Below are 22,765 nucleotides of genomic sequence, written 5' to 3' on the forward strand. Positions count from 1 at the left end.
AATCCTGTCGAGGAGGGATGATTGGAGACTCATTTTCCACCTGCGCGTTGGTGAGCCGTGTTCGATGATGATGCATCAGGTTCCAGAGCAAGCCGGTAGAACAAGATGCTCTGCGCCGCCAGTGCACGGCATTCCAAATTGAGGAAGCGGAGATGCGAGGATGCCGACCGGCAAACGTGGGTCCACCTTCGCCGAATTGCAGCAAGTGCCGTCGACGATCGGCGAAAATCGGCAGACAAATGCCGAGATGGTCCGAATAAATGAATTCGATCGAGAACACGTTCCAGGAATTCATTGACGCAATCCAGACAGCGGGCGATGCGAACGCATTTGAACGAATCGCCGCGCGGCTTGCGCAAAAGCTTGGATTTCAGCGATTTGCCTATTTGCGCTTAGCGGACGAGGCGCCCATGCTCATCTCGTCCTACCCGAAGTCCTGGACCAGTCGCTACTTTCATCTTGGATATCAGCAGCTCGACCCGGTGGTCCTCCGTGCCAAGGTCGAACGGGACCTGTTCAGTTGGGGCGGAGTGGCCTGCGCGCCTGCCGGCTCGCGAGCGCAGCGACAGTTCTTTGATGAGGCTACGACCTTTGGCATTCGATCCGGCATCACTGTGCCGATAAGAGGCGGTTTCGGACGAATGGCGGCCTTCACACTGGCGACGGACGATCGCAAAACAGATCTCGATCGTCTTGTTGGCGAGTTCAGTGATATCATCCACCAGGCTGGCTTGTATTTTCACGTCTATGTCGCTGCTCGGCTCGATGCTGCTTTTGTCACGCGGCAACTCATTGGAAATGAGTTGACCCAGCGCGAGCGCCAGTGCCTTGCATGGACAGCCCAGGGCAAGACGGTCGCGGATATTGCCGTTCTGGTCGCGATCGCGCCGCGTACCGCCGTGTTTCATCTCGAAAACGCGCGCCGCAAACTGGGCGCGGCGTCGATCGCCCAGTGTGTTGCGATAGCCCTACGCCGCGGCCTGTTGAGCTGACGGCCTCTCATTCGATTTCCGGCAAAGCCAGATCGGGGAGGCGCGGGCATGCGCCTGCACGACGCATGGCGCATTGTATTCCAGCCAAGGTGATCTAACGTGGTCCGGCGGCTCTCACGCCACCTGCAAAATCTGACAGGCGATCACGTGTCCGTTTTCTGCTGTCAAAGCCTTCCCGGTAGTTCGAGGAGGTCGACATGCATGCCATCGCGCTTCACACATCTCAATTTGGCCGCCATCTGGATTTTCTTACTTCGATGTATCAACTCCGCCGCCGAGTTTTCAAAGACCGGCTGGACTGGAGCGTCTCGGTGTCGGGTGACCTGGAAATCGATGTCTATGATACCCTGAATCCGACATATCTTCTCGTGATCTCAGATGAGAATGAGGTTCTGGGCTGCGTCAGGCTCCTGCCCACGACAGGCCCAAACATGCTCGCCGACACCTTTACCCATCTTCTGGGCAACCGGGCTGCGCCGAGTGACGTGGGCATTCTCGAAAGCTCGCGTTTCTGTGTCGACACAGAGCGCAGTGTTGACCCCGGCCAAAGCGGGTTTAATCGCGCAACCTTCGTGCTGTTTGCTGCGATGCTGGAGTCGATTCGAGCGGCGGGAGCGCAATCCATTGTGACTGTCACCGATGCGCGAATGGAGCGCATCCTCAGGCGAGCCGGTTGGCCCTTGGAGCGGCTTTGCGAGCCGCAGCCGCTTGGGCAGACCATCGCGCTTGCGGGATTTCTTCACGATTCGGATCGGGCGCTCGAGGCCATGTACCGGCAAGCTGGCGTGGACGGACCGGTTCTGATCCCGCTCGCTTCGGAACGCAAGGCCGCTTGATCTCTGGGTAGTCGCCGAGGTCCCGTCTCGTGCTAGCCGATCCGCGACATAGCTTTATCGTTCTTTTGAACATCACACGAGGCGGCGGGGTGGACGCTCAGGCGTCCGCCCTTGGCGCTCGCGTAAATCTCGCTCTGCTGCCGGCTTGCCGCGAGGTCTTTGGCATTCCCCAAATCGCAGTTGGCCGGTATGAGCAGGGCATTCTTCCTGATCAGATTGCCGCTTCGCTAGAGCAATTCGATATCGATGCCCTTTCCGTATGGCAGGATCCCCGTCTTGCGGCACGCCTCAGGGAATCAGATGCGGGCGTCGTGTTTCTGGGCGGAGCATTCCTTGAGGAAGAGGTGCTGATCGCGGCATTGGAAGGGGCGCGGCAAGGCTATGACATACGGCTGCTCTCGGATTTGTCGGCCGCACGAGATGAACCCGACCGGTGCCTCGCCTTAGCTCGATTAGCGCATCACGGCATCCTCGCGACCACGGTTCGACAAGCTCTGCTCGAATGGGCCGTGTGCTTAAACGATCCTGCCGTCAGCCGGAAGGTCCAGGAATTGCTCTCCTCAATGGCGCCTCCCGCAAGCTGCCGCTTGCGGACCGGGCTCTCGTGTTGGGGTGGACGGTCCCCTTCCGCCACACTGCGTGGCAAGAAGAGGCGTCGCTGACCTCAAACGAAGGAGCCGCCCGTGGAAACGATTGTTCGCATCGGTTTGGACACGTCAAAGAGCGTATTTCAGTTGCATGGCGTCGACAGGTTGGAACAGCCGGTCTTGCGACGTAAGTTGAAACGCAGTCAAGTTCTGGCGTTCTTCGGTCGTTTGCCGCCTGTGTTTGTCGCGATGGAGGCTTGCGGAGCATCGCACTATTGGGCGCGGGAGCTGCGATCGCTGGGGCATGAGGTGGCGATGATCCCGCCGCAATATGTCAAACCGTATGTGCAGCGCGGGAAATCCGACGCTGCGGACGCCGAGGCGATTTGCGAGGCGGCGAGTCGACCAAAACTGCGCAAGAACTTTGTGGCGGTCAAAAGTCCCGAGCAACAGGGTGCACAGATGTTGACGCGCGTGCGTACCCAGTTCATCGGTAGGCGCACCCAGCTCGCCAATTCGATCCGCGGTTACGCCGCAGAGTTCGGCTTTACCGCGCCCAAGGGGCTTTCGCGGCTTCAGCAACTACTGATCGATATTCGGGCCGACGCGACAGTTCCCGAGTTGGCAATGGAGTTGGTGGAAGCGTTGGCGACCGAACTGGCACGTGTAGATGATCAGATCGCCACGCTCGACAAGAAGCTCATGCAACTCCATCGGGGTAACGAGATGAGCCGACGACTGGCGGCTATTCCAGGGATTGGTCCGATTGGTGCGACGTTGTTATCAATCAAGGTCATAGACGCCCGCGGCTTCAAGTCGGCAAGAAACTTTGCGGCCTGGCTCGGCTTGACGCCGAAAAACCATTCGACGGCAGGCAAGAACCGGCTCGGTGTTATCACGCGCGCCGGTGACGAGATGCTACGAAGCGTCTTAGTCGCGGGCGCTACCGCGGTCATCGGCGACCTACGCCGGAGCGGCAGTAGGATGTGGCCCTGGCTAAAAGCTTTAATCGCGCGGAAGCCACCAAAACTCGTCGCGGTAGCATTGGCCAACAAGATGGCGCGGATCGCTTGGAAATTGATGATGAGCGGGGAGCGCTATCGACCCATTGGCAACGCCGTTCCAATGGCGACACCGATATAGGCCTGAACGAAACGCAAAGTTTGGCGTCAGCACCGCAGGTCTGACGCTGAGGCCGGAACTTGCAGGATAGGAAGAGGTGGTGTGATCGGCGCAAGCCGAACAGCGAGAGTTTCCGCTCGGTTCACCGGCAGCAAATGCCGTTCTCGTGTTTGGATCTCACTGTTCGCGAAGCCCATCTTGGCCAGTGGTCGCAGACCCAATCGTAGGCCGGACATATGAGCGCAAGCGATCCGAGCATGCTGCCAAAGCCAATCCTTGCAAGTCGGGGGCCGTCCACATATGAACCGAGCCCGCTTCGCGGTCTCGGCCTCCGGCTTCGATCCCTGGCGCAAACACGTCGTCCACGGATCTTAAGCTCGCGTGTTGTCTGCGTGATCGATAGTGCGCGACGGCCTCGGTGACGCGCCGGCGATCCGTTTGAGACGATACTTTGAGGAGCCGGCCGCAGGCGGCCGGCGCTTTTAATGAGCCCCCGGAAGGCGGGGTGGGCGGCGCTCCCGCATAGCCCCGAACCGGCGGTCCGCAACCACGCCTCGCTTGGGCTCTCCGTGTCGCTTGTGTGCTTGGCGCGGTCCTCCGCTGACGCTCCGGCCGTTCCGGTGCGGTCCGCCTTCATGTTCGGGGCTTTCCGGTCGCTCTTCGCCGCCCACCCCGCCTTTCGGGGGCAGGACGCGGAAGAGAAGCGAGCGGAGATCGTCATGTCCAATAATTCAACCCGCCATCACGCGGCGAAGCTGAAGGCAAGTCTCTACGAAGAAATCACGGCTCACATCGTCGCCGATCTGGAGGCTGGCATCTTCCCATGGGCCCGGCCATGGGGCACGAGTGGCGGCAATCAGGCTTTCGCGCTGCCGAGAAATGCGGCCACGGGCAAGGTCTATTCCGGGATCAACGTTCTGATCCTGTGGGGACGGTTGTTCGAGGGAAGCTTCGCCTCGGGGCGATGGCTCACCTTCCGCCAAGCCGCAAGTCTCGGCGGGACAGTGCGCAAGAGCGAGCACGGCGTCACAGTATGCTATGCCGATCGCTTCATTCCCAAGCGCGAGCGGGGAGACACAGGCCGTGCCTCTCAAGACCAGAAGGACGCGGAAGGGGCGGCCATTCCATTCCTGCGGCGCTACACCGTCTTCAACGTCGATCAATGCGACAACCTGCCGGATCATTGCCTCGCCGAGGCGCGGGCCCCGCCTGAGCGCGAGATCGTGCCGCGGGCCGAAGCGCTCACGGTCGCGACGCGCGCCGATATCCGCATCGGCGGCGCAAAGGCCTTCTATTCACCGTCAGACGACACCGTCCACGTCCCGCCACAGCCCGCGTTTTTCGAGCAGATCAACTATTACCGAACGCTGTTCCATGAGCTTGGGCACTGGACCGGCCACCTCTCGCGCTTGAACCGCGAGCTGTCAGGCGCATTTGGCTCAAAACTCTACGCCAACGAAGAACTGGTCGCCGAGCTCACCGCAGCTTTCGTTTGCGCCGCGCTGTCGATCGAGCCCACCGTCCGCCATGCCGACTATCTCGGCTCATGGCTCAAGGTCCTTCGGGAAGATAGCCGCGCGATCTTCCGCGCCGCGAGCAAGGCCTCTAAGGCCGCCGATTTCCTGCTCGCCTTCACAGACGACGGCGAAGCCTCCGCGACTGCGATGCAGCGCGAGATTGGACCGTGACGAGGGGGCGGGCGTCGGCGGCTGCCTTCGCTCGCCCCCTAAACGGCCTCTCTGCATCGGGCTCGTTGACGAGGTCGCCCGCAATCAATGAGCCTGTTCTCAAGACAAGGATAACTGACATGGAACTGCGCAACATCGCCCTTAGCAATCTCAGGCTTACGAACGTCAATGTCCGGCATAGCCGGAAAGCCCCTGACATCTCCGACATCCTGCCCTCGGTCCGCGCGCGCGGCGTGCTTCAGCCTTTGCTGGTCCGGCCACACGGCGACGTCTTCGAAATCGTCGCCGGGCGACGCCGGTATTTTGCAGCAAGCAAGGTCGCAGAAGAGCAGGGCTTGACGACCGGTGCCGTCCTGCTGCCATGCGCGGTGACGGAGGCCGACAGCGATGCCGACGCTCTGGAAGCGTCCCTGATCGAGAACGTGGCACGCGCTCCCATGGACGAATTGCAGGAATACGAAGCGTTCGCCAAGCTATTGAAGCAGGGGCGATCCGTTGCCGATATCGCCCAAACGTTCGGGCAGACTGAGCGCTACGTCAAGCAGCGCCTTGCGCTCGCGGGCCTCAACAGCGCGATCAAGGAGGCCTACCGGAATGGCAATATCGAGCCCGAGGAACTGCAACTGCTCGCCACCGCCACGCGCAGCCAGCAAAAGGACTGGGTCGCGGCATTTGAAGCCGAGAAGGGGCCGGACGAGGATGCGGACGGCGCGCCAAGGGGACACCAGTTGAAGCAATGGCTGTTCGGCAGCGAACAGATCGTAACGGGCGCTGCGCTGTTTCCGGTTGAGGCCTACAAGGGCGACATCGTGACCGACCTGTTCGGCGATGCCAGCTATTTTGCCGATGCCGCTTCATTCTGGACCTTGCAGAATGGCGCCATTGCGAGCTTGAGAGAAGACCTAGCGGCGAAGGGCTGGAAGGTGACCGTGCTCGACAAGGGCACGCGCTTTCCTTCGTGTCAATATGACGAGGCTTCCTTGGAGGAGGGCGGCGAAGCCTTCATCGAAGTCCGCAACAATGGCGAGGTGGAGGTTCACGAAGGCTATCGACTTTACGTGGAGACATTCACCTCGACCAAGGCAGAGGGGGCGGATGGCACGCCGCAAGCCGCACGATCCGAACTGACAAAGGCCGCCGAGAACTATCTCGCCCTCCATCGGCATGCCATAGTCCGCGCCGAACTCTTGGCTCGCCCTGGCATCGCGCTTCGTCTTGCGGTCGCCCATATGGTCTGCAGCTCGCCGCTGTGGAGCGTCAAGCCCGACCCGCAGCGAGCGGACAAGGAAACGACCAGCCAAAGCATTGCAGCAAGTCCGGCCCAATCGGCCCTCGCTGCCGAACGGGACGCCGTTCTCGAGTTGTTGCAGCTCGAGAAAAGCTATTACGGCGCGGTCACGCGCGGCAATGGTGATGCCTTCACTGCCGCGAGCCTGCTTGCCAGACTGCTGGGGCTTCCCGACGAGGTCGTGCTGCGGATCATGGCCCTTGTGATGGCTGAGACCTTGGCTGCGGGCTCGATCCTCACCGAGGCCGCGGGGCTGGCAATCAAGCCGGACGTGAAGCGGTGGTGGAAGCTGGACGACACATTTCTTGACCTCCTCAAGGACAGGGCGGCAATCAACGCATTACTGTCGGAGGTCGCGGGCAAGGCGGTTGCGGACGCCAATGTGTCGGAGCCCGGCAAGGTGCAGAAGAAGATCATCCAGGACTGCCTGAATGACGAGGGACGAGAGCGCACCGATGGCTTCCTGCCGCGCTACATGGCCTTTCCGATCGGCCATTATGATCCGAACAAGACCCTCGAAATCGCTCGCGCGTCCGAGGGAATTAACGCTTTGTTTACCTGAGTTTTGAGCCGACGATTCGGGCGCGGACGGTCGCGCCGCGCCCGAATTTGATCCCGGCCGAGTCGCAAAAGAGTCAACCTGGGGCGCGGCAAATTTCGGGAATCGAGAGCGGCGCGACTCATCCTATAGGTCGATCCGGTTGAGCGGCGCGCGCTGCATCATGGAGCCGACGATGGTGAATCCGTCCAAGCTGTTTCCCGAACCGCAAGCGGTGAGGCTTAGCCGCATTTGCCTCGCGCAAACCGTCGTCTGCCTTTCCGCGCTCGCTTCCAGCGCCGTCCTGTTGTCGAAGGTCCTGCCGACGATGATCAGCGGGTTCAATTGATCGGACCGCCTTCGGCAGGGAAGCCGACGCCCGCGACGGACCCCTCAAAATCAGAAGCCGGACCGTGAACGCAATACCTCGCTCAACGATCCGGCCTCATCGGTAACGATCCACTCTCGGCCAGGGCAACCAATCGACCACGCAAGCTCAACGCTGCGGTGGCGCCGCCCCTTGACGCTGAAAGCGGGAGGTCAGCGAAGACCTACTTCTTTTTTTTCGCGGTGGTCTTTTTCGCGGTCTTCTTCGCCTTCTTCGCTTTCTTGGCCATGTGCCCTCCGTCAATGCATGAAGCTAAACGGTGCACACCGGGAATCGGCATGCACAGAAATCAGCGTAACATCGAACGCACAATATTGACCTCGCGACACGCAACGCACGCCCGTTGCGCATTCGAGTCGCACCTCTTCGCGGTGTAAGGCCGTAAGCAATGGCGGAGCGATAGCCTCGCGAGCAGCGCTCGCCGAGGCCGATTGGCGTCACTCCGCCGCCGTTACAGATCGCGGCAAGCACACTGTCGTCGTTCTGGTGGCAAGCACTGCCGAGGCTGTTGGAGAGAGCTTGCATCAGAGCCAGCGCGGCGCCGTCAACGACAGGTTCACATAGTCCTTCGCTGATCCGCCACGGCGGAGATGGCCGCGCCAGACTTGATGCCTCTCGTGAAGACCCGGAAGTCAGGATGGGTCTCTGCGCTCTTGTCGCGGTTCGGGATGATGTCGATCTCGGCCCGGATGGAGACGGTCCTGAGCTGGCCTTTGTCGTTGCCGCATCGTCTTGTGCCGCCCGGCCGGGCGGTCTTGTCCTCTTCTGTTGCCAGCGGGTCCGATCCCCTCACGCGTGGCGAAGAGACCTATGGGAAGCGCTCCGCCTGCAAAACCCTCACCTCCAGCTTTTTTCCCCGCCGGACAAGTCCGGCTCCTCGCGGCCGCTTCGCTTCAAAAAAGCTTTCAGCTCAGGTGCTTCGCGTGCGCTGCGCCCCGCAAGCGGGTTCGAAGACGTTTCGCTTCCCATAACGGTCTCGCCATCGCGAGGGGATCGGCTCCTCGCGGAAACAGAAGAGGACAAGACCATGACCGCCATCGGATACGTCACCAAGAACGACAACGGCAGCTACAAGGGCCAGCTCAGGACCGTCTCCATCCGGGCCGAGATCGACATCATCCCGAACCGCGACAAGAGCGCAGAGACCCATCCTGACTTCCGGGTCTTCACCCAGAACGTCGAGATCGGGGCAGGCTGGATCCGCCGCGGCGAGGCCAGCGGCAAGGACTATGTGAGCCTGTCGCTGGCAGCGCCCGAGTTCGGCCCGCGCAAGCTCTACGCCAATCTCGGCCGCGCCGCCGGCCAGGACGACGACAGCGTGTTCGCCCTGATCTGGAACCCGGCGGACTGACGCTAACGGCCCCCGCGAGCGTTGCTCGCGGGGGCCGTTCTCCCGCCCGATTTGGACAGGACGATCCAAAGTTGTATAAGTGTTTTAGTGGGGAGCCGTATTGAACCGTTCGGTGAATTCGAAGGCAGGTCGAGACGACGATGATGTCGCTTCCTGCGCGCTCGCCGCCTATGACGGCGGCGACTGGGCGTGGGAGTTCCTGCGGCGGAACGCTGACTATGTCGCCGACTGGCGATGCAGCGTTCCCAGGCACCTGCCGTGCATCACGCTGAGCGATGGGACCAGGCTGCTGCGCCTGCGGCGGCGTTTCCTGCAAGCAGAGAGATGGGGGCTCTATGCCTTCGCCGATCCACGACTCTGCGCTCACGAGGCAACCGCATTCTGGCACGCCAACGCTTTGAAACGGGTGGTGCGCCTGAATGCAAGAAAGCCGAATGATGGCGAAGCGAGCGTCCGGCGGCTCGCTGACTTCAACGCCGACCGGTACGCAGTGATCGGCGCAGACGGCATCCCGCTCGTCGTGCTGAAGCGCAACGGCGTTCGAGTTCCCTTGGAAATCCACGGTCTTCCTGTTCTGACCACGTCCTTTACGCCTGTCTATGAGCTGCACGATCTCGACGATCTCACCGCTCAAGCCGAGCTTCTGAGACGTCTGCAGCGCTTCGCCGACGCAGACTTTAGAGCGATTCAAAAACCGTCCGCTGCAACTGACGAACGCCTTCACCAGGCCCTGATCGCACTCGATGAGAGCCTGAAGGGCAAGACGTATCGACAGATCGCGATTGCGATCTTCGGAGAGGAGAAAGTCACCAAGGAATGGAACGGGCATAGTCAATTTTTGCGCGATCGCACCCGACGGCTGGTCGCCAAAGGCACAGAACTCATGAAAGGTGGTTATCGCGACCTTTTGAGCTGATCGAATTTTCTCATTCTCTTTTGACGAATTTTCCTCGCGCGGGATGGCGAAACAGAAGCTCTAATCTTCGCCACTCCACAAAGCGCCTCCAATCTGACGACGCTTCTTCTCGCACCTTTTGGTTGCACGGGGTGCGGGAAGGAAAGCTGGAATGACGCGAACTGACGACAAGGAACCCGACAAGCCGTTCCTCAACACGGTCGAGGCGGCCGCCTGGCTCAGGCTCACCAAGAACACGCTGGAGAAGATGCGGGTGCAGGGGCGGGGACCCACCTACCGCAAGCACGGGCGCTACGTCCGCTACCACATCGAAGATCTCGTCGAATGGTCGCATGCGAGCAAGCGGAGGTCGACCTCCGATGCCGATTGATCGCACCAGACTTTGGCGCCAGGCGACCACTCTTTCGGCGATGTGCGCGGGCATCATCACGCTTCTGATGTCGTCGGCACCCGCTACGCCGCTGCTGATCTACAACGCCACCGGCAGCGCGCCGCTCGGCTTCTATTATCTGGAGCAGCGGTTGCCGGGGCGCGGCGAGCTCGCGGTCTACAAGCCGCCTCCCACGGTCGAGCTTCTAATCGTCGCCTACCAGATTCTCCCGACGCCGGTCCCTCTGTTGAAGCGGGTCGAGGCCATCGGCGGCGACGAAATCTGCCGCGCCAAGCATCCGATCGACAGCATCGCGATCAACGGAAAGGTCGTTGCCGAGGTTCTCGAGAAGGACCGGGAAGGGCGACCTCTGCCGGCTTGGGAAGGCTGCATGAGGCTCGTCGAGGGGGAATACTTTCTGCTGCAGCCGCACCCGAATTCCTTTGACTCGCGCTACTTCGGGCCCGTGCTTCGTTGCGATATTTTGGGCGTGGCGCGCCCGCTCTGGACGTGGAATCCGGACATGTGACGGTGGCAACGACGGGCGCGCGTCTGAAAAACGGGCGCGCCCGTCGCGTTTTCCTCGTCGGCTCTAGCTCGGATCGGCATCTGCCGCGTCCGCCCGGCAGGCAAAATTGTTTCCAGCAGTAAGGCCAACAAAGCGTCCACGAGCCGCAGATCGCGACGTTGATGATCGGAGATCGATCGCGCCAGCTCGCGCATTGGTTGGCATGCGGAAGCCGCTTTTCTTTGAACGGGGGACTTGAGGGGCGCTGCCCCTGCACCCCTGCAAGACCTTCTTTCGTCCTCCGGTGCAGCAAGTCGGTCGCACGTCGCCGCTCACGCGGCTCGGTGCAACCGCGTTGCGCACCATCGGATTCGCGCCGCTGCGCGGCGCCGAAACAAGCTCTTGCCCCCGAAACCCCGGTCTCGCCGACGGGCAGGCGGCATGGCGAAGGCCATGCGCGCAGCGCCCATCATCAACGAGCGAGACATCACTATGGCAAAACTTACGAAAGCTGAGGCAAAGGCACATGCAGAGGCTGTTGAACTGCTCAAGAAAGACGCCCTCACATACGATGAACGCGTGTTTGTGCTCGACAATTGGCACGAGGGCGCAAGCCATATCAACGGGTCGGCTGGCGCGTTCTTTACCCCTAGCGGGCTTGCCGGTGACTTCGCAATCGATGCCTATGGCGGCCGAACTGTCGACCTTTGCGCCGGGATTGGCGCACTCGCGTTCCACGTCTTTTGGAGGGCACACTACGCGCGCGGCCGTGACGAACCACAGAAAGAAATCGTCTGTATCGAGCGTAATCCTGCCTATGTCGAGGTCGGCCGCAAGGTGCTTCCGGAAGCCAGATGGATTTGTGCTGATGTGTTCGATCTGGACTTCCCAAGCTTGGGGCATTTCGGTTGCGCGATCGGAAATCCGCCGTTCGGAGCCACGCCCAGGATCGCAGGCGGACCGCGCTACACCGGGCGCTCATTCGAGTTTCACGTGATCGATATCGCCTCCGACATCGCGGATTATGGGGCATTCATCATCCCGCAGTCGTCCGCGCCGTTCCAATATAGCGGCGTGCAGTGCTACCGCGAGCGCAAGAGCGCGGACTATCTAAAATTCGCCGAGCAGACCGGAATTCACCTTGAAGCGGGCTGCGGCGTGGACTGTGCGTATCACCGCGACGCGTGGAAGGGCATCGCGCCCAATGTCGAAATCGTCTGCGCCAACTTCGAAGAGATGCCCCGCAACAAGGCTCAATCATCTGCCGGCCCGGAGGCGGAATTGCGAGCTCTCTGGAGTGAAAAGGGCGTACCGGTCGAGCGGCAGGACGCGATGATCGCCGAGATCGAGGCCAAAGCAAAGGCGGGAATTCGGTTCGACGAACGGCCCGTTCAGCCAGACTTGTTCGCTAATCTTGGCTCTGTTGCATCCAAGCGTTGATGGTCGCTGTGTTGAATTTCGTCTACATCATTGCCATCTGAGCGGAACAGGCAGTATGCCGGTTTCACTCAGGCGGCATCAGCGCGCGGTGAGCGTTGGCGCGACGCATGAGCGTCGCGCCAAGATCAAGGGACGGGGCTTCCGCCGGCTGAAGCCGCCAAAGCTCGCGGCTTCAGATCGTTGGCAAGTTTGCCCGGATCATCATGAACGCGCGCCAGAGGTCTCGAATGAAGCGACTCGATCGCTTGTGTCGCACAATCCTGCACAAAGCCGTCGCGAACGAGAAAATGGTCGCATCAGGTGACCGTAATTACCTTTGAGACGTAGGCGAGGGCGTGCAATAGGGCCATGTGAGACTTCGCTCGCTTTTCGCGCAAGACCTTCCGTACGGAGTCGTCGGCCAAACTGTCGATGATCCTGTCGGCCTCGGCCCCCAGCTCGAGCAGTTCTCCGATCTGACGCCGTATTGCAATGCAGCCTTCCGTAATCGCTGCAAGCTGTTCGGTCGACAACTCACGGTTTGGCTCCGGACGATGCCTGTCCACGGAGCGTTCCTCAACGCTATCTCGATGCAGGCGTATGACCTGTCCCACCTCTTTCCTCCATCGTGCAATGGTTAAGGAGTCCCGATCGCAGATGGTGCGGGCGAAGCTGGAAAGACCCGTTAAGGCGAGCACCTCGCGGAGATCCAAAAAGCGAAAAGCCTATCCCAAATGCGAGCCGTCCCGTTGCTTGATGTGCGCTAAGTGCACTTGTGGTCACAAGCGAATCTGCCCCGCACCGACGAGAGCGGGGGACCAAGTTGGTTGGCCATGAGGCGCAATCGTCCCCGGTCAGCCATCGGCAACGCGTTATGCGAGCGCATGGATGCGCGAAATATCCATCATCAAAAGCTGAGACAACGACCGGCAATGTCACAGCCTGACTTGTGGTGCGGGACATCTGGTGAGGGCCCGAAATTCGACCGAGTTTGCCGCTTTTGCTCGCCGCGATGGCACACATTCTATGCGCGACGATCGCGTGGGAGTGTCACTGGTGGGGTTCATAACGTGCTGATAACGTATGGGCGATGCCTTCGGCCCGCGCTCTACTCGTCGCTTCGCTCCTCACCGAGCCACCCTACGGGTGTCTCGGCCCTGCGGGTAACGATCGCTATCGCGAGCGCGCGCAAACAGCGGGGCTCCGCAAGTCAACTGCCAAGTCGCGGCGGCTCCTTCGCTAGGAAAGCAAAAAAGCGAGAGGGCAAGATAAAAGCACTGGCGCTACGGAGCGCCTAAGCCGTTGTCTGCACATCCAAGATTTGGTGCTGCCCAGGTTCTTGCTGTCACCAGGTTCGACCTAATGCAATGGTGATCTTGCGCAATCACGTCTGCGTCTTGGCGAAAGCTAGTAGGCCACACATATCGGCCGCTCATTCAGATGTCGGATGCGTGCCATGCGAGAGATCGACGACGAATTCGAAGCCAAGCTCGGACGGATCGGCAACCGCAGAGCCGGAAGGGCGCACAGCTATCTTCGACGCGTCCGTCAGGAAGCGGCCAAGGCCGGCGCCAGTGCGCGGGCAAGTTCGTCGTTCACCGGCGGTCGTATCGGCCGCGGCCGGGCGCAAGGTGCGGTGCTGGCAGGGCGCGGACGAAGTCAGGGGCAACGCCGTGTTGTGATCAAGGCCCGGATCGTCAGGATCAAGTCGGGCGATCTAGGTGCCGTGCGAGCCCACCTTCGGTATGTCCAGCGCGACGGCGTCACTCGTGAAGGCGAGCCAGGTGAGCTATACGACGCCAGCAATGACCGCGCCGACGGCAAGGACTTTACGGAACGAAGTGCCGGCGATCGCCACCAGTTCCGATTTATCGTGGCGCCTGAGGACAGCGTAGAGCTCGCAGATTTGAAGCCGTTCGTCCGCGACCTGATGCAGCAGATGGAACAGGATCTCGGCACCAAGCTCGACTGGGTCGCTGCCGATCATTTCAACACCGGCCATCCCCATACCCACATCGTCTTGCGCGGCAAGGATGATCAGGAAAACGACCTGGTCATCGCGCGCGACTACATCGCTCATGGCTTTCGGTCGCGGGCGGCGGAACTGATGACGCGAGAGCTCGGCCGCGAGACCGAGATCGAGGTTGCTCGCAAGCTTCAGCAAGAGATCACTGCCGAGCGGTTGACGCGGCTCGACCGAAATATCCTGCGGGATGCTGCTGGCGGAGTTCTTGAACTGGGGGCGCTCTCTGCGCGTGAGCCTGTCTGGCAGACGGCTCGGATCGGGCGGCTGCGAACCTTGGAGCGTATGGGATTGGCGGAAGAGACTGAACCGGGCCGTTGGCAGATCGACCCCGAGCTCGAGCCCAGGCTGAGACGCATGGGGGAACGCGGCGATATCATCAAGACCATGCACCGCGAGATGGCCGCGGCCGGAGTTACGCGGGCTCCCGGCGACTACGCGATCTTCGATCCGCAGGGAAGCGCTCACCGCCTGGTCGGGCGGGTCGTTGGCGAGGGCTTTGCGGATGAACTGACGGAGCGCCGCTATGTTGTGATCGATGGGGTGGACGGACGAACGCACTATGCCGAGATTGGGGCTCTTCGTCCCAACGAAGAAGCGCCTGTCCGGAACACAATCCTGGAGCTCCGGTCGCGCGTCCCTGAGCCTCGCGCAATCGATCGCACCATCGCTAGCGTCGCCGCCGGCAATGGCGGCATCTACAGCGAGCGTGCGCATCGGCAATTCGATCCGCAAGCATCTGGCGAATATGTCGGGTCGCACGTGCGGCGCCTGGAAGCGATGCGGCGCGAGGGGGTGGTCGGCCGGCTTGCCGATGGCAGTTGGAGCGTGGGACGGGATTATCTGGATCGGGTGCTCCAGTACGAGAAACTCCAACAAACGCGCAATCCGGTGCGGGTCACCGTGCTGTCGTGGCAACGGCTCGAAGTTCTGCCGCAGGCGCTGGGTACCACCTGGCTCGATCGCACGCTTGTTGGGATGGAGCCCGATGGGCTCGCATCGACCGGCTTTGGTGCGGAGGTGGAGACCGCGCTCCGAACAAGACGGCAATGGCTGATCGAGCAGGGGCTGGCGCGAGAGGAAGCCGGCCAGATGCGCTTTGCCCGGAACATGCTCGAGACGCTCGAGGCGCGCGAGCTGGCACGGACTGCGGCCGACATATCCGCGCGCACTGGCCTTGCACATGTCGATGTCAAAGCCGGCGACAAGATCGAGGGCGTCTACCGGCGCATGTTGACGCTGAACAGCGGACGGTTCGCCCTGATCGAGCGATCCCAAGAGTTCGCGCTGGTGCCGTGGCGGCCGGTGCTGGAGCGGGCGCGCGGCCAATTGGTCACCGGCCACGTCGGTGGGGAGGGCATCTCCTGGTCGATCGGCATCAAGCGCGGCATCGGCCGATGAGGCCGATGATGTGGCCAAGGTTTCTGTACTCCGGTCGCAGTGCGGAGGAGCCGTCGCCGCTTCAACTCATCGACTTTCAACGGTGATCCTGGCCTTTCCGCTGCTGCCTATCCAGTCGGCGAGGGAAGATTCATAGCCCCACCAGCCGAGCATGGGCTTGTTCAGATATACGAAAAGCTCGCCGTCACGTTTTGGCGTAAGAACCTCAGCAAGCTGCTCGGAATCATCGGGTATCGTATACTCAACGTCGTTGGCCCGAACGTCATCGCTCTGGTTGGGTGGCGCGCGGTCGAGAAAATCCTCCTCGTTACCCCTTGCGCCGACGCGGAATATGATGCTTCCCCATGGGCGGTCGAACGTGTGGCGGAACGGATAGAGCAGAGCCATTGCCGCTGCCTTGAAGAATGGCAGACGGCCTATCGGCTGTCCGCCCATATAGGACTCTTCGCCGAAGAAACTCCACTTGCCGGATGGGGGCTTCGTCTCGGGCGCAGGGAGCCGCTGGACGACAATTCGGTATTCCTTGCCGGTCCTGACGAATACGCCGGTCGAGATGCAGATATTGTTCGGCAAGTTGGTGGCCGATGGCGATGCATCGAAGACCACCTCGATCTGCTGCTTCTTCCTGCCTTTTTCCGTGCTGCCAGCCAGTCCGGTCGTCTCCGTGCAGAAACTGCCGAAGCCGTCGCGGATGTTGAAGAGGTAGTGGCTGCCAAATGCGACGGCCAGATATAGGATTCCAATCGCAGATAGCGCTGGAGCGAGATAGAACTTAAATCCTCGAAGCAGCGCCTGATAGATTTTCGATTGCCGAAGCTTCCGGACAGCCACGCTGGGCAGGAAATAGAACACAAGGAAAGCGCCAAGAACGGCGCGGACTGGCTGCGCGGTATAGGTCAGCAGGCTGTCCTCGTAGCTGGCGGGCAGACGCAGCCAGTTGAGCAGCGGGCGGTCGAATTCAGGATAGAGAAACAAATACAAGATGGCGCCAGCGAACAGGATGGTTTGGGCGGGCGAAACAACTTTGGGGACTTTCGGTTCTTCGGGCTTGTTGGAGTCCGGCAAGAAACGCGTCCACAAAAGTCTCATGCCATCATTGATCGATCCTTTCAGGCTCGCGCTTATCCAGATGAGAAATGCGACGAGAGAAGCCCAGATGACGAACCAGGCCGGATCTCGCGCATAGGCGTCTATCCAGCGCGAGGCCATGCCTGGCAGGAAATTGCCGATGATCCGGATCGTATCCGACAGGAATCGAAAGGAGGTGCGGAGCTCCTGGAACGGGTAACTGTCCCTAAACAAGGGATAGAGCAGGAGGTAGCCGGTGACGAACACCGTCAGAAAGTAGATTGCCCGGCGCCGCCAGACGAGGTCCCAGATGCCTTCTTGCTCCTTGTGCCGGTCGATGGACGGCTTTCCCTCAGACACGCTCGAGTCATTTGGCTCGACAGTGACCGAGACGTTGGAGATCGTTGGTCCCGAAGGCCAATAGTTGACATAGGGAGCGGTCGAGCGGACGACCTCATATTGTTTTGGGAAGCCAATGGGCGCATAAAAATGCGCACCAAGCTTGATCCTGCCGAAGACTGCCTCATGAATTTTCGGCACTGGCTTGGGATTTGGCGTGCCGTCAGGCGCAACTGTCGCAGGCATCGCGTCATAGAAGTCCTGGATCTTGCGAGGACTGTAGCGGTAATAGCCGCCAAGGCCGCTGCGGGAATCGTACAGCCTGCCGTCCTTGTCCTTTGCTGACTCGGTGCTGATGAGTGCATCGGGCTCGGCGTCAGGCATGTCCTTGAAAACGACGCCGGCTTGCTTGGCCTCCGACATCATCCACGCCAGCGAGATGTTTGCGAGAGAATCGTCAGGGTAGCCGCCGCCGACGTTGGAATGAACACCGGTGAACCAGACCTGCAACAACCGCTCGTCACTGGAATGCCGGCTTGATCCGCTCGGCTGTGTATTGGTCGTATCTTCATCCCAAAGGACGGGGTGGAATGTTGCCCGCTCGTCGTCGATTGCCAGCGCATGGCGCGCCTTGCGGATCTTGGGATTGAATGTCTTGTTCGGCAGCTCCAGCGGCCAAAGCCAATCGTTGACGCCGCGCGTCATTTCATCGATCGGCAACCCGTAAGCCGCAACCGTGTCCCACACGCCGACGAATTCGATGGAATCGACCACGCGTTCGCATGGGGTGTAGAAGCGCTTGTCGAGCCAGGACTGAATGAGGCGAAATGGATATTGGAGGTTCCAGACCGGATATTTGTCGTGACGATAAGCGCGATAGGCCGCACGTGCCTTTCGATCCAGTTCTGCCTCGTTAGCGAACTTCACGAGCCCCTGATTGAGCACCAAGCCAACGACTATCCGAACGGTAAAAGCACCTCGGCTGAAGCCAAAGGCATAGATCTTGTCGCCCTCTCGGTAATTGCGGCAGATGAATTTGTAGAGGTTGAGGACGTTGCGCTTCAGACCGTACCCGAAGGCACCGCCGAGAATGGCAAGCGGCTTGAAGGATGAAGTTCCGACGCCGTCATCGTAGATCGCGATCTGATCCGATGTCTTGAGATCAAGCGACTGAAAAGTCCGCCAGACATTGGTCCGCCAGACCTTGCCGGCGGCGTTGCCCGTGCCATCCGATAGCAGAATGATATTCTTGGGCATCGGCTTCCTCCAGATGAACAGGGGTCAGCAGTTGATTAAGAGCAATTACAGGTGCCGGCTCAAACAGGCCGGCCCGGTGGAAAAAAGAACAACAAGAGGTTCAGCGCACCAAGGAATAAGAACTGGCCGATCGCCAGTGTCACCGTGGCGAGCTTGAGAGCGGTGAGCGTCGAAAGTAAGCGGAACGAGTGAGGAGTGAGCGGGATGCACAATTTTAGAGTTGCCGCCAGGCCAGTATCTTCCGCCAGATCCGCCACCATGTAGAAGGCGGGGAGAATCCACCAGATCCACGTCGGAACGGCCGAAAGGAATCCCAGCCGCTCAGCGAGTGAGGTGGATGCAAGGCCAAGAAATAGCCCAAGGCAAATCAGGAAGAGGACGTCGAGGGGGAATAGGACGGGAAAGACATATCCGCGGATCGCCTTTGCATGCGTACTGTCCGCAAGCCAGCGAGCGAGCGTTGTCTCGCTCAGAACTTCGGTCTGAGAGGGAATATACTTGAGCCGCTCGAGAAATCGCTCCGCGACGTCCTCGCCATATCGTGGGGCGACAATAAACTTCAGCGCAAGAGTCAACGCAAGCGTCAGTCCGAACAAAACAAGGATCGTTCGCACAAATATGCCCTCGTCAAAAAAAAATCGGTCTTCGATCGAAGCCGCTCTCGCCCGTAATACAAACCTTCTGGGTACCTTCTGAGGGCGGATCGGTCCCTAGCCTCAGCAATTTATCGATATTGTCACACTTTCAAGTTGCTTGGCTAGATCAATGCAGCTTTTCCCCAGACCCCAGGCGGGCGCGCTACTTCTGATCGGTGGCAGGAAGTACCTGATCAGGCAGGTAGGTCCTGTCCCCAGCTTCCGGCCGGGTAGGGATCATGATGGGTCGTCGCTAGTCGGGCGATGTGTTGTGCGTCCTGGCGCAACGGCGCTTAGGCACACGAGGGAATAGCTCGTACTCCTCCCGCCGCCCTCGTCCTTGACGAGGATACCCTGATTGACGAGACCTTGGATGTCGCGAAGGGCGGTATCAGGCGAGCACTTTTCGATCGTTGCCCATTTGCTCGATGTCAGTTTGCCTTCAAACCCGTCCAGCAGACGGTTCAGCATATCGCGCTGCCGCTCGTTCACTTGAGCCGTGGAGTGCCGCTTCCAGAAGTCGGCTTTTTCGAGCACGGCTGCGAGAGTAGTCTCGGCGCCACTGAAGGCGCGGTCGAGACAGCCCAGGAACCACTCAAGCCAGGGTGTGATGTTGAGATCGCCTTTCTGCGTGGTCTCCAGCAAGTCGTAGTAGGTCTTCCGCTCGGTCCGTATCTGGGCCGACATGCTGTAGAAGCGTTGCGGGATCCCTTCGGAGCGGGCAAGCGACATGTCGGCGATGGCGCGCGCGATACGTCCATTGCCGTCCTCGAATGGGTGGATGGTCACAAACCAGAGATGCGCGATCGCAGCCTTGATGAGCGGATCGGTGTTCTCTTCGGTATTGTACCAGTCGAGAAACGCAGTCATTTCGGCATCGAGCTTGTCGGCAGTCGGTGCTTCGTAGTGCACGCGCTCACGTCCATAGTCGCCCGAGACGACCTGCATCGGTCCTGACGAGGCATCGCGCCAGGCTCCCACCGCGATCTTCTTCATGTTGCTGCGGCCGGTCGGAAACAGCGATGCATGCCAGCCAAACAACCTTTCCGCCGTGAGCTCGGCTTTGAACTTCTGAGTAGCGTCGAGCATCATCTCGACAACACCCTCGACGTTGCGATCGGCTGCTGGCAGAGCGCCTGCGTCCATGCCGAGGCGACGCGCCAGTGAAGAGCGCACCGCGTCTTTGTCGAGTTTTTCGCCCTCGATTTCGCTGGACTTGAGGACTTCCTCGGTCAGGCTCGTGAGGACAGCCTCCTCCTGTTGGGGGAAGCCGAGCGCCTGCATCCGGCCGATGAGCTGGCCCTGGCGCAGCCGCACGGCCGCGAGCTGCTTCGCGAGGGCGTCGCTAAGCCAGGAAAAGTGAGGCCAATCAGGTAGTTGGTGGATATAGTCGGACATTCCCCGCACTCCTTGCGGGGAATATGGCGGCTTTTCTCCGCAACCGCAAGGTTAATTACCGCAAAATATGCGGAGAATGGAGGCGGTATTCTCCGCACCGGACCGGACCTCGCCAGCCCGAAACAGGATCCGTTGGAGCTTCCGCCTGACGCCCTCCTTTGAACTTCGAGGGCCATCAAAGCCGCCGGCGGATGCCGCTGGGTGCTGCCTGGATCGCCATACCTCCGCCGAGGCTGCGCGAGTTCGCGCGCTTATACTCATTTCGCGAAGTGAGTATAACGAGCCGCTTTTCAGATAATCGGTCGATGCGCACCGTCGAACATTGCGATCGAGTAGGGCGGTCGATTCGTTCTCTCTCAATCGGTCTCGTGCGCGGCGCACATCGAAGCGAGCCCGGTAAGTGATCCAGCTTGATCAGGCCGTTCACAGTCTATTGAGCTGCTTCCTCAAAGACGCCGAGATTGGCGCATTAACGATCTCGCATCGATAGGCTTGATAGACACGGATCTCGTTGCCGCAACCGATTTTTATTCAGGTTGAATGCGAAGGCGTCTGCCGCTTTTCATCTTGCCGCGCTCGTTCGCGAGAGTTGAGTGGGGCAGAAAATGTTTCCGGCGAAAATCTATGTCGGCCAGATCGCCGTCGTGCTCGGCATCGTTGCCGTCTCGACGTGGGGCGCGACGCAATGGACTGCCGCAGCTCTCGGCTATCAGCAGCGCCTCGGTGAACCCTGGTTCCTGATTGTCGGCTATCGCGTCTATCTGCCCTGGCGGTTGTTCGAATGGTGGTTTGCCTACGAGGCCTATGCGCCCGAGGTGTTCGAGGAGGGCGGAGCGATTGCTGCAGCTGGCGGCATCGCGGGCGCGCTTTTTGCGATCGTCAATTCGGTGTGGCGCGCGCGCCAAAGCCAGTTGGTGACGACCTATGGTTCGGCGCGGTGGGCCACGCCGAAGGAAATCAAGACGGCCGGCCTTTTCGCGTCCAAGGGCGTTTTCTTAGGGCGCCTCGAAAACAACTATCTGCGTCACGATGGACCGGAACACGTCATGTGCTTTGCGCCGACCCGGTCGGGCAAGGGTGTGGGGCTGGTATTGCCCACGTTGTTGTCGTGGACCTCCTCGGCTGTGGTGCACGACATCAAAGGCGAAAACTGGGAATTGACCTCCGGTTGGCGTTCGACGTTCTCGCACTGCCTCTTGTTCAATCCGACCGATTCCAGAAGCGCCCGCTACAATCCGCTGCTCGAGGTGCGCAAAGGGGAAGCCGAAGTCCGCGACGTCCAGAACATCGCCGATATTCTGGTCGATCCCGAAGGAGCGCTCGAACGCCGAACCCATTGGGAAAAGACCAGTCATTCCCTTCTGGTCGGTGTCATCCTTCACGTCCTTTACGCCGAAGAGAAGAAGACGCTCACCCGCGTCACCGAGATCCTGGCTGACCCCGCGCAGTCCTTTGAGAAGACGCTCAGGATCATGTTGGCAACCAATCATCTCGGCACCGACGCGGAGCCGAAGGTGCATCCAGTCGTTGCCGCGACCGCACGAGAGCTGCTCAACAAGTCCGAAAACGAACGCTCCGGCGTTCTGTCGACCGCCGTGAGCTTTCTGGGGCTCTACCGCGATCCCGTCGTCAGCAGAAACACCGAGCACTGTGATTGGCGCATCGCCGACCTCGTCAGTGCCGACAAACCGGTCACACTCTATCTCGTCGTTCCGCCGTCGGACATCAGCCGTACCAAGCCGCTGATCAGGCTGATCCTCAACCAGATCGGCCGCCGGCTGACCGAGACGCTGAACACCAAGGCAGGTGACCCCAGGCATCGCCAGCTCCTGATGATGCTGGATGAGTTTCCTGCGCTAGGCCGGCTCGATTTCTTCGAAAGCGCGCTCGCATTCATGGCCGGTTATGGCATCCGCGCCTATTTGATCGCGCAGTCGCTCAACCAGATCGCAAAGGCCTATGGCGAGAACAATGCGATCCTGGACAATTGCCACGTCCGCATTGCCTTCGCCGCCAATGACGAGCGCACCGCAAAGCGGATCTCGGACGCACTCGGCACCGCGACGGAGCTACGTGCACAGCGCAACTATGCCGGACATCGCCTGGCTCCCTGGCTCGGACATGTCATGGTCAGCCGTCAGGAGACGGCGCGTCCTTTGCTGACGCCGGGCGAAGTGATGCAGCTGCCGCCCGACCAGGCCATTGTGCTGGTTTCGGGGCTGGCACCGATCCGCGCGATCAAGCTGCGGCACTATGAGGACGCAAACTTCGTCAGCCGTCTGCGCAAGCCGCCGTCATTGGTAGGCGATGTATACGCCGATCGGCCGCCGGCGCGACCTGACGATTGGCGGGGCGAGGTGCGCTCCACCGATCTTCGCCTTGCGACCCTGCCGTATCGCGAACTCGTGCAGACGGGCGGCGAGGAGGGCGGTCTCAAGCAGCAATTGGCGCTATTCGACGAGGCCGCACCCGCCGTGAATGAGCCGCGCACCTTCGAGGAGCGATTGCTCGACGACGAGACCGACGTCGCCGCCGACCGCAGCCAGATGCAGCAGGCGGCAAGCGCGTCAAGCAGCGTACGCCGCGCTCATGCCGTCACTCGCGACGACGACGATCTTCTCCCCTCATTCTGAAGAGCATC

General features: G+C 60.6%; 19 protein-coding genes. 13 read left to right on the forward strand and 6 right to left on the reverse strand.

Features of this window, described 5'->3' with window-relative positions; translation table 11 throughout:
• Positions 1-260 precede the first annotated feature (260 nt).
• From XH89_RS15395 to XH89_RS15420, 6 genes are all read left to right on the forward strand, one after another.
• Positions 261-992: an autoinducer binding domain-containing protein gene (locus XH89_RS15395; RefSeq protein WP_194467844.1), complete on the forward strand. Its 732-nt coding sequence runs from the start codon at positions 261-263 to the stop codon at positions 990-992.
• A 197-nt stretch (positions 993-1,189) separates the two neighbouring features.
• Complete coding sequence (locus tag XH89_RS15400; protein ID WP_194467845.1) at positions 1,190-1,828, forward strand: acyl-homoserine-lactone synthase; 639 nt, start codon at positions 1,190-1,192, stop codon at positions 1,826-1,828.
• Positions 1,829-1,917: 89 nt separating this feature from the next.
• Positions 1,918-2,490 (forward strand): isochorismatase family protein, encoded by a 573-nt coding sequence (locus XH89_RS15405; protein ID WP_194467846.1) that lies wholly within the window; start codon positions 1,918-1,920, stop codon positions 2,488-2,490.
• A 21-nt stretch (positions 2,491-2,511) separates the two neighbouring features.
• The gene (locus XH89_RS15410; RefSeq protein WP_194467847.1) at positions 2,512-3,558 is read left to right on the forward strand and encodes an IS110 family transposase; all 1,047 of its coding nucleotides are present in this window, start codon (positions 2,512-2,514) and stop codon (positions 3,556-3,558) included.
• Between the two features lie 698 nt (positions 3,559-4,256).
• Entirely contained in the window at positions 4,257-5,225 is a 969-nt protein-coding gene (locus tag XH89_RS15415; RefSeq protein WP_194467848.1) for an ArdC family protein, read from the forward strand.
• Between the two features lie 119 nt (positions 5,226-5,344).
• Positions 5,345-7,075, forward strand: coding sequence for a ParB/RepB/Spo0J family partition protein (locus XH89_RS15420; RefSeq protein WP_194467849.1), 1,731 nt, complete (start codon positions 5,345-5,347; stop codon positions 7,073-7,075).
• Positions 7,076-7,198: 123 nt separating this feature from the next.
• Here the strand turns inward: XH89_RS15420 and XH89_RS15425 are convergent, their stop codons facing one another.
• Together XH89_RS15425 and XH89_RS15430 are read right to left on the reverse strand one after the other, a co-directional pair.
• Entirely contained in the window at positions 7,199-7,396 is a 198-nt protein-coding gene (locus XH89_RS15425; protein WP_194467850.1) for a hypothetical protein, read from the reverse strand.
• Positions 7,397-7,995: 599 nt separating this feature from the next.
• Positions 7,996-8,232 (reverse strand): DUF736 family protein, encoded by a 237-nt coding sequence (locus XH89_RS15430; RefSeq protein ID WP_246767852.1) that lies wholly within the window; start codon positions 8,230-8,232, stop codon positions 7,996-7,998.
• 234 nt (positions 8,233-8,466) lie between these two features.
• Here XH89_RS15430 and XH89_RS15435 point away from each other — a divergent pair, with 234 nt between their 5' ends.
• From XH89_RS15435 to XH89_RS15455, 5 genes are all read left to right on the forward strand, one after another.
• Positions 8,467-8,790: a DUF736 family protein gene (locus tag XH89_RS15435; RefSeq protein ID WP_194467851.1), complete on the forward strand. Its 324-nt coding sequence runs from the start codon at positions 8,467-8,469 to the stop codon at positions 8,788-8,790.
• 100 nt (positions 8,791-8,890) lie between these two features.
• Entirely contained in the window at positions 8,891-9,706 is an 816-nt protein-coding gene (locus XH89_RS15440) for a DUF2285 domain-containing protein (protein WP_194467852.1), read from the forward strand.
• Positions 9,707-9,857: 151 nt separating this feature from the next.
• Positions 9,858-10,076, forward strand: coding sequence for a helix-turn-helix domain-containing protein (locus XH89_RS15445; RefSeq protein WP_194467853.1), 219 nt, complete (start codon positions 9,858-9,860; stop codon positions 10,074-10,076).
• Positions 10,066-10,605 carry a S26 family signal peptidase gene (locus XH89_RS15450; RefSeq protein WP_194467854.1) on the forward strand — a complete coding sequence of 180 codons (540 nt, stop codon included), beginning with the start codon at positions 10,066-10,068 and terminating at the stop codon, positions 10,603-10,605. Before XH89_RS15445 ends, XH89_RS15450 begins: the two co-directional genes overlap by 11 nt.
• Before the next feature lie 420 nt (positions 10,606-11,025).
• Positions 11,026-12,024: a methyltransferase gene (locus XH89_RS15455; protein ID WP_194467855.1), complete on the forward strand. Its 999-nt coding sequence runs from the start codon at positions 11,026-11,028 to the stop codon at positions 12,022-12,024.
• Positions 12,025-12,320: 296 nt separating this feature from the next.
• Here the strand turns inward: XH89_RS15455 and XH89_RS15460 are convergent, their stop codons facing one another.
• Positions 12,321-12,569 (reverse strand): hypothetical protein, encoded by a 249-nt coding sequence (locus XH89_RS15460; RefSeq protein ID WP_194467856.1) that lies wholly within the window; start codon positions 12,567-12,569, stop codon positions 12,321-12,323.
• 890 nt (positions 12,570-13,459) lie between these two features.
• Between XH89_RS15460 and rlxS the strand changes: the two genes are divergently transcribed.
• The gene (rlxS, locus tag XH89_RS15465) at positions 13,460-15,427 is read left to right on the forward strand and encodes a relaxase/mobilization nuclease RlxS (RefSeq protein WP_194467857.1); all 1,968 of its coding nucleotides are present in this window, start codon (positions 13,460-13,462) and stop codon (positions 15,425-15,427) included.
• Positions 15,428-15,493: 66 nt separating this feature from the next.
• Here rlxS and XH89_RS15470 read toward each other — a convergent pair whose 3' ends face one another.
• The 3 genes from XH89_RS15470 to XH89_RS15480 form a co-directional block, all read right to left on the reverse strand.
• Positions 15,494-18,091: a DUF2235 domain-containing protein gene (locus XH89_RS15470; RefSeq protein WP_194467858.1), complete on the reverse strand. Its 2,598-nt coding sequence runs from the start codon at positions 18,089-18,091 to the stop codon at positions 15,494-15,496.
• Positions 18,092-18,150: 59 nt separating this feature from the next.
• A complete protein-coding gene (locus tag XH89_RS15475) occupies positions 18,151-18,705 on the reverse strand; it encodes a hypothetical protein (RefSeq protein WP_194467859.1) in 555 nt (184 codons plus the stop codon).
• Between the two features lie 258 nt (positions 18,706-18,963).
• Positions 18,964-20,124 carry a Fic family protein gene (locus XH89_RS15480; RefSeq protein WP_194467860.1) on the reverse strand — a complete coding sequence of 387 codons (1,161 nt, stop codon included), beginning with the start codon at positions 20,122-20,124 and terminating at the stop codon, positions 18,964-18,966.
• A 605-nt stretch (positions 20,125-20,729) separates the two neighbouring features.
• Between XH89_RS15480 and XH89_RS15485 the strand changes: the two genes are divergently transcribed.
• Entirely contained in the window at positions 20,730-22,757 is a 2,028-nt protein-coding gene (locus tag XH89_RS15485; RefSeq protein ID WP_194468500.1) for a conjugal transfer protein TraG, read from the forward strand.
• Positions 22,758-22,765 lie beyond the last annotated feature (8 nt).

The organism is Bradyrhizobium sp. CCBAU 53340 (assembly GCF_015291645.1).
Taxonomy (GTDB): Bacteria; Pseudomonadota; Alphaproteobacteria; order Rhizobiales; family Xanthobacteraceae; genus Bradyrhizobium.